Origin of the sequence: Phenylobacterium sp. (assembly GCF_036402295.1) — a bacterium.
GTDB lineage: Bacteria > Pseudomonadota > Alphaproteobacteria > Caulobacterales > Caulobacteraceae > Phenylobacterium.
Window position 1 is genome coordinate 1 of the sequence record NZ_DASWTE010000460.1, and the last position, 6769, is coordinate 6769.

General features: G+C 69.5%; 7 protein-coding genes. 4 read left to right on the forward strand and 3 right to left on the reverse strand.

What is annotated here, in order from left to right:
- Positions 1–690 (forward strand): RNA polymerase sigma factor RpoD (gene rpoD / locus VGD44_RS25790; protein WP_331091544.1); only part of this gene is annotated, 690 nt, incomplete at its 5' end.
- 18 nt (positions 691–708) lie between these two features.
- Here the strand turns inward: rpoD and VGD44_RS25795 are convergent.
- Positions 709–1866, reverse strand: a complete 1158-nt coding sequence (locus VGD44_RS25795; RefSeq protein WP_331091546.1) for an NF038122 family metalloprotease — start codon at positions 1864–1866, stop codon at positions 709–711.
- A gap of 190 nt (positions 1867–2056) precedes the next feature.
- On the opposite strand from VGD44_RS25795, the gene VGD44_RS25800 reads away from it, so the two are divergent.
- Positions 2057–3700 carry a M28 family metallopeptidase gene (locus VGD44_RS25800; RefSeq protein WP_331091548.1) on the forward strand — a complete coding sequence of 548 codons (1644 nt, stop codon included), beginning with the start codon at positions 2057–2059 and terminating at the stop codon, positions 3698–3700.
- Positions 3701–3704: 4 nt separating this feature from the next.
- Here the strand turns inward: VGD44_RS25800 and VGD44_RS25805 are convergent, their stop codons facing one another.
- Positions 3705–4526 carry an RMD1 family protein gene (locus VGD44_RS25805; protein WP_331091550.1) on the reverse strand — a complete coding sequence of 274 codons (822 nt, stop codon included), beginning with the start codon at positions 4524–4526 and terminating at the stop codon, positions 3705–3707.
- A gap of 112 nt (positions 4527–4638) precedes the next feature.
- A complete protein-coding gene (locus VGD44_RS25810; RefSeq protein WP_331091552.1) occupies positions 4639–5259 on the reverse strand; it encodes a TIGR02466 family protein in 621 nt (206 codons plus the stop codon).
- A 132-nt stretch (positions 5260–5391) separates the two neighbouring features.
- Between VGD44_RS25810 and VGD44_RS25815 the strand changes: the two genes are divergently transcribed.
- Both VGD44_RS25815 and VGD44_RS25820 read left to right on the forward strand, forming a co-directional pair.
- Positions 5392–6252, forward strand: a complete 861-nt coding sequence (locus VGD44_RS25815; RefSeq protein WP_331091555.1) for a hypothetical protein — start codon at positions 5392–5394, stop codon at positions 6250–6252.
- Positions 6253–6321: 69 nt separating this feature from the next.
- On the forward strand, positions 6322–6765 hold the full coding sequence (locus VGD44_RS25820) for a DUF6152 family protein (RefSeq protein ID WP_331091557.1): 444 nt from the start codon (positions 6322–6324) through the stop codon (positions 6763–6765).
- Positions 6766–6769 lie beyond the last annotated feature (4 nt).

The window sequence follows — 6769 nt, forward strand, 5'->3', positions numbered from 1 at the left end:
CGCCTCGTGATCTCCATCGCCAAGAAGTACACGAACCGCGGCCTGCAGTTCCTGGACCTGATCCAGGAGGGCAACATCGGCCTGATGAAGGCGGTCGACAAGTTCGAGTACCGCCGCGGCTACAAGTTCTCGACCTACGCCACCTGGTGGATCCGGCAGGCGATCACCCGCTCGATCGCCGACCAGGCGCGCACGATCCGCATCCCGGTGCACATGATCGAGACGATCAACAAGATCGTCCGCACCAGCCGCCAGATGCTGCACGAGATCGGCCGCGAGCCGACCCCGGAAGAGCTGGCCGAGAAGCTGGCCATGCCGCTGGAGAAGGTGCGCAAGGTCCTGAAGATCGCCAAGGAGCCGATCAGCCTCGAGACGCCGATCGGCGACGAGGAAGACAGCCACCTCGGCGACTTCATCGAGGACAAGAACGCAGTCCTGCCGATCGACGCGGCCATCCAGTCCAACCTGCGCGAGACCACCACCCGCGTGCTGGCGTCGCTGACGCCGCGCGAGGAGCGGGTCCTGCGCATGCGCTTCGGCATCGGCATGAACACCGACCACACCCTGGAAGAGGTCGGCCAACAGTTCTCGGTGACCCGCGAGCGCATCCGCCAGATCGAGGCCAAGGCGCTCAGGAAGCTGAAGCACCCGAGCCGCTCGCGGAAGCTGCGCAGCTTCCTCGACAGCTGATCGGCCCCTCCCTCCCCATCAAGGGAGGGAAAGCCGCCGGCGGCGCAGGGCCGAGCCCGCGAGCCCGAAGCCGGTGATCATCAGCGCCCAGGCGCCCGGCTCGGGCACGAAGTCGGTCCGCATCTGGGCGGTGGAGAAGGCGTAGCGCGGGTTCGCCAGGACGTCGAAGTCGAGGTTCCAGCCGATGGCGTCGAAGAGCGCCAGGTCCAGCGCCTTCACCTCGTCGCCGAGGCCGCCGCAGATGTAGGGGTTCATGATCCCGCGGAAGTCGGCGCACGGCGGCCCGGCCGGCGGCAGCCAGTGCGAGCCCTGCCAGCCGTTGCCGAAGTCCGTGCCCGTCGAGAAGAAGCCGTCCCGGAACGCGCTCTGGCCGCCGTCGAGCGAGAAGTAGCTGTCGTGGCCGGGCGTCCAGTCGAGGATCGGGTCGCCGCCGTTTTCGCTGTAGCGGAACATGTCCAGCGCATAGCCCCACCAGAAGTCGTCCACCGGCCCGGTGTCGCCGGCGAAGAAGTCGAAGTCGTCGACGGCGCTCACGAAACCCAGCGCATGGCCGATCTCGTGGACGGCGACGCCCACGAAGTCGAACTGGCCGGCGGCGATGCCGTCGCGGGCGTCGAAGTCGAAGGCGAAGGTCGAGGAGAATTCGATGGTGGCGTCCTGGACGCCCAGGTCCACGTCGCCGATCAGCGCCTTGAGGTTGGCGGTGGTCAGCGCCATCGTCTGGGTGATCTCGCCGTCGGGCGCGAGGCGGCTCGTGAGCGGGTCGATCCCCTCAGTGCCCGAGAAGTAGCCGGGGACCAGCACGTCGACGCCGCCCGCGCCATCCAGCGGAGAGAGGGTGGTGACGGCCATCGCGTCCAGGGCGCTGTTTCCGGTGGCCGCCAGCGCGCCGTAGTAGCCGTCGATCGGGACGAAGGTGGCGAGCGCGCTGGACGTGCCGCCCAGGATGCCCGGGCCGAGGGCGGTGAAGCCGACGTCGATCTGTAGCGTGACGTCGTTGGTGATGACCGACTCCCAGTATTTCGCGGCGATCGCGAAGCCCTGGGCCGCCGGCGAGCCGGTGACCCCGCCGATATCGTTGAGCGCGATCGTCAGCGCCGCCGCGGGCGCCGCCGCCGCGAGGCCTGCAGCCGCGATGGAGGCGAGCAGGATCGCCCTGAGCCTGGATGCCAGCATGGAATTCCCCAGTGATTTCCGAACCCCGGGCCGAGCCGGCCAGGGCCACTCCCTGGGCGCAGAGTGGTGACGCCGGGTTGCAACCGTCAAGTGTATCGCGTCTACTTTCTATAATTTTTGCAAACACTTATGGCGTACGTGGCGCGCGCCATCGGCTTTGCGCTAGAAAGGCGCAAACTGCGGAGTCCCGATGAACTCGCCCCTCGTGTTGGCCGGCCTCGCGGCTACGGCCATGCTTGTCTCTCCGGCAACCGCGCAGCCCGCGCCCGAGTTCCAGACGTCGGCCGAGAATGTGCGCGCCCACGTCACCTTCCTCGCGAGCGACCTCCTCCAGGGCCGCGAGGCCGGCTCGCCCGGCTACGATATCGCCGCCAGCTACGTCGCCTCGCAGTTCGCCCAGCTGGGCCTGAAGCCGGCGGGCAGGGATGGGACCTACTTCCAGCCGGTGCCGTTGGTGGCCTTCCGTCCGATGGACGAGGGCCGCTTCGTGGTCCGCGGCAAGGACGGCGTCGAGACGCCGCTGAGTTTCGGCGACGAGGTCATGGTCGGCCGCCCGCCGGGCCCGGTCGAGCGCAAGGTCGCTGCGCCCCTGGTCTTCGTCGGCTTCGGCGTGGTGGCGCCCGAGCGCAAGCGCGACGACTACAAGGGCCTCGACGTGAAGGGGAAGATCGTCGTGGTGCTGAGCGGCGCCCCCTCCGGCTTCCAGACCGAGGAGCGCGCCTACTACGGCAACGGCCGGACCAAGCGCGCGGCCGCGGCCGCCCGCGGCGCCGCGGGCGTCATCACGCTCAACCTGCCCAGCGACGAGCGCCGCCGGCCCTTCGCCGACGGCCGCCGCACCTGGCAGTCCTGGGCGATGACCTGGAAGGCGGCCGACGGCTCGCTGCACGACGTGGCGCTCGACACGCCCCAACTGGGTGCGGTCAGCGTGAGGGGCGCCGCCAAGCTGTTCGCCGGCGCCAGGGTCAGCTTCGACGACGTCGTGAAGGCCGCCGAGAAGCCCAAGGGCGACCCGCCGCGGCTGGCCCTGGCCACGTCGCTGGACGTGACCCTGCACACCGAGAGCCAGGAGACGCCCAGCGCCAACGTCGCGGGCCTGATCGAGGGCTCGGACCCGGCGCTGAAGGACGAGGTGGTCGTGCTTTCGGCCCACCTCGACCACGTGGGCGTGAGCCCGCCCGTGAAGGGCGACGGCATCAACAACGGCGCGCTGGACAATGCCGGCGGCATCGCCACCACGCTGGAGGTGGCGCGCTTCTTCCGCGAGTCGGGCCATGCGCCGCGCCGCTCGGTGCTGGTGCTGGCGGTGACGGCCGAGGAGAAGGGCCTCCTGGGCGCCGAGTATTTCGCGCGCAATCCGACGGTCCCGCTGTCGGCGCTGGTGGCCAACGTCAACCTGGACATGCCGATCCTGACCTACGACTTCCTGGACGTCGTGGCGTTCGGGGCCGAGCGCTCCAGCCTGGGCGGGGCGGTGCGCCGCGCGGCCCAGCGCACCGGCGTCGCGCTGTCGCCCGACCCGATGCCGGAGGAGGGGCTGTTCACCCGCTCGGACCACTTCCGCTTCGTCGAGGTGGGCGTGCCGTCGGCGTTCCTGATGACCGGCTTCCAGAACGGCGGCGAGGCAAAGTTCCGTGGCTTCCTAGCGTCGTGCTACCACCGGCCGTGCGACGACCTCGCCCAGGGGATCGACTACGCCGCCGGCGCCAAGTTCGCCCGCCTGAACTACGAGATCGCCCGCGAGCTCGCCGACAACCCCGAGCGACCGAAATGGAACAAGGGCGACTTCTTCGGGAGCAAGTTCGCCCCGGCGCAGACGATCGCCGACGACTGAGCGGTCAGGGCAGCCCGCGCGCCATCTGGTAGAGGGTGAGCGCGATCTCGAACACGATGAGGGCGACGATGGCGGCTTCGAGCCGCAGCGATCGCTCGGTGTCGATGAGGTCGGTCATCAATCGTGCGGTCTGGCCGATCAGGCCCAGCTTGCGGTTCAGCACCTCGGCCCGCTCGTCGAGCTCGAACTCGTTCTCGAGGCGCGCGTAGAGCCGCCCCAAGTCGGGCCGGTCCCAGAGCAGGTCGGGCTTGTCGCCCACGGCGACGCGACCGCTGACCCTGTGCTCCACGAGCAGGGCCTGGCCGATGAGGCGGATGATGTGGCGGCGGCCGGCGAAGCGGCGGCCAGAGCGGGCGAGGTTGCTGGCCCAGGGCTCGACGATGTCGAGCACCTCGTCCACCTGGCGTTCGTGGTGGGCCAGCACGGCGCTGGCGGCGACGGCGTGAGCGACGACAATCAACCGCGGCGGCGTGCGGTCGAGGATGCGCACCAGGCCATCGGGGTCGACCCGTTCGTCGGCTTCGGCGGGTGCGAGGACGGCCACCTCCTCTTCGCGCTTGTCGAAGGGCGCGACGACGCGGGGCGCGATGCCGCGCAGGACTTCGTCCTCGGCCAGCGTGTCCAGGCCGATCAGCACGACGACGCCGTAGCGGAACACCACGGCCATGCCCTGCTCGCCGACGCGGAAGGCGAGGGGCACGGTGGAGAGCGCGTCCCGCCGCTCCAGCCCTGCGGTGTCGATGCGCTCGCCCAGCAGCACGGCGCGGGCGTGGAGAGGCGGGAACGCCGGTGTCGGGGTGTCGACCATCCGACCCCAGCGGAACATGGCCGGCGAGTCTGCGCCAGTCCCGCCCTGCAACGGCCGGTCATGAGATTGGCGGCCGCGGTCATGGGCGAGCAAAGCGCGCCCGGTCAGGCTTCCGGACGTGACGACGCCCTCAGCGCCAGCCGTAGTTGAAGCTCACGCTCACCCGCGGGGTCCGGGCGCGGTTGGCCGGGACCTCGTGGCGGAGCCAGCTTTCCCACATGTAGACCGTGCCCGGCGCCGGCTGCAGGTAGACGAAGGCCTGGGACTCCTGCGGCGCGTCGGCGCGGCGCGGCGGGGCGGCCATCATCAGCGGCAGCCGCGGATCCTCCAGCTTCAGCGCGCTCGCGCCGGGCGGCGTCTCCACGTAGACCGTGCCCGAGATCACGCTGTGCGGGTGGATGTGGCCCGAGTGGCCGGCGCCCGGCTTCAGGACGTTGACCCACAGGCTGTCGAGCCGGAGCTTGCCGCCGCGCAGGTCGAGATGCAGCTGCTCGGCGAAGGCTTTCGCGTGCCGGTCGAGCTTCGTCTTCAGCTCGGCGAAGATGCTCATGCGCTGCGGCAGGTCGTCGAGCGAGGCGTACGAAGTGTAGCCGCCGTACCCGTGGGTCTTGCTCCAGGCGCGGCCGGCGGCGTCGTCTGCCGCCAGGGAATGGCAGGCCTCCAAAATCTCGTGGTTGAAATTTTCGAAGCTACGGTCTGTTGTAAGGCTTGCCTCATAGACCGGCGTGACGAAGAGCGGGCGCAGCGTCATGCGGGGCGGCATAAAGCAGCCCGACGGTTTGTCAAAATGCGGCGTCGCTGGCGCGGCGTCGAAAGGTTGAATAGGCTTGGGTCCAATTAAGGCGTTGCCGAACCAGGGGACGCGGTTGGGGGAAACGGGAACATGATCAAGCTCATGGCGGCGTTGGCTGTGGTCGGCCTTGTGGCGGCCGCCCCGATGACGGCGCAGGCTCAGAAGGCGAAGGCCGGCGCGACCTACAAGGCCCCGCGCGGTCCCGACGGCAAGCACCCCGACCTGAACGGCGTCTGGCAGGCGATGAACTCGGCCGGCTGGGACATCGAGCCCCACGCCGCCCGCGCGGCGCTGCAGCTGCGCCCCGGTCCGTTCGTGCCGGTGCCGGCCAAGGCCGTGGTGGCGCTGGGCGCGGTGGGCGCGGTGCCCGCGGGCCTCGGCATCGTGGAAGGCGGCGAGATCCCCTACACGGTAGACGCCAAGAAGACGCGCGACGAGAACCGCGCGAACTACCTGGAACGCGACCCCGAGGTGAAGTGCTACCTGCCGGGCGTTCCGCGGGCGAACTACATGCACCTGCCGTTCCAGATCTTCCAATCCGAGAAGTCGATGATCATCGCCTACGAGTACGCGGGCGCGGTGCGGAACGTGCTGTTCACCGATCCCGGCCCGCCGCCGGTCGATAGCTGGATGGGCCAGTCGGTGGCCAAGTGGGACGGCGACTCGCTGGTGGTCACGGTCACCGGCATGAACGACCGCACCTGGTTCGACCGCGCGGGCAACCACCACTCCGACCAGATGAAGGTCGAGGAGCGCTGGACCCCGACCGGGCCGGGCGTGATGCGCTACGAGGCGACGATCACCGACCCGAACACCTTCACCAAGCCCTGGAAGATGAGCTTCAACCTCTACAAGCGGCAGGGCGACGACGCGCGGCTGAACCAGTTCAAGTGCGTCGAGTTCGTGGAGGAGCTGATGTACGGCGACCTGCGCAAGGAACCGCTGAAGTAACGAGCTAAAGAATCGGTCGGCAAACCCGACCTTCGAGGGATACTCTGCATCCGGCGTTGGAGGCGCGAGATGACGAACAAGAAGCTGATCATCGCGGGGGCCGTGGGCGCGGCGCTCTGCGCGGCGGCCGCCGGCGGCGCGGCCTGGGCCCACCATGCGTTCGCCGCGGAGTTCGACGGCAAGGCGCCGGTGCTGCTGCGCGGCAAGGTGACCCGCGTCGAGTGGATCAACCCGCACGCCTGGGTGCACATCAAGGACGGCACGACGGGCCAGGACTGGATGGTGGAAGGCGGCACGCCGAACACGCTGCTGCGCGCCGGCATCGACCGCAACTCGCTGAAGCCCGGCACCGAGATAATCGTCCGCGGCTACCAGTCCAAGGACAAGCTCTGCCGCCCGGCCTGCAAGGCCAACGGCCGTGACGTGACGTTCCCGGACGGCAAGAAGCTGTTCATGGGCTCGTCGGGCACGGGCGCGCCCTCCGACGGTTCGGACCCGACCGAGCGCAAGTAGGTCG

What these genes read in the sequence shown, in the direction of transcription:
- VGD44_RS25810 (WP_331091552.1), bottom strand. Translation starts at nt 5,259, where the DNA reads ATGACGCTGCGCCCGCTCTTCGTCACGCCGGTCTATGAGGCAAGCCTT.
- VGD44_RS25800 (WP_331091548.1), top strand. Translation starts at nt 2,057, where the DNA reads ATGAACTCGCCCCTCGTGTTGGCCGGCCTCGCGGCTACGGCCATGCTT.
- VGD44_RS25795 (WP_331091546.1), bottom strand. Translation starts at nt 1,866, where the DNA reads ATGCTGGCATCCAGGCTCAGGGCGATCCTGCTCGCCTCCATCGCGGCT.
- VGD44_RS25805 (WP_331091550.1), bottom strand. Translation starts at nt 4,526, where the DNA reads ATGTTCCGCTGGGGTCGGATGGTCGACACCCCGACACCGGCGTTCCCG.
- VGD44_RS25820 (WP_331091557.1), top strand. Translation starts at nt 6,322, where the DNA reads ATGACGAACAAGAAGCTGATCATCGCGGGGGCCGTGGGCGCGGCGCTC.
- VGD44_RS25815 (WP_331091555.1), top strand. Translation starts at nt 5,392, where the DNA reads ATGATCAAGCTCATGGCGGCGTTGGCTGTGGTCGGCCTTGTGGCGGCC.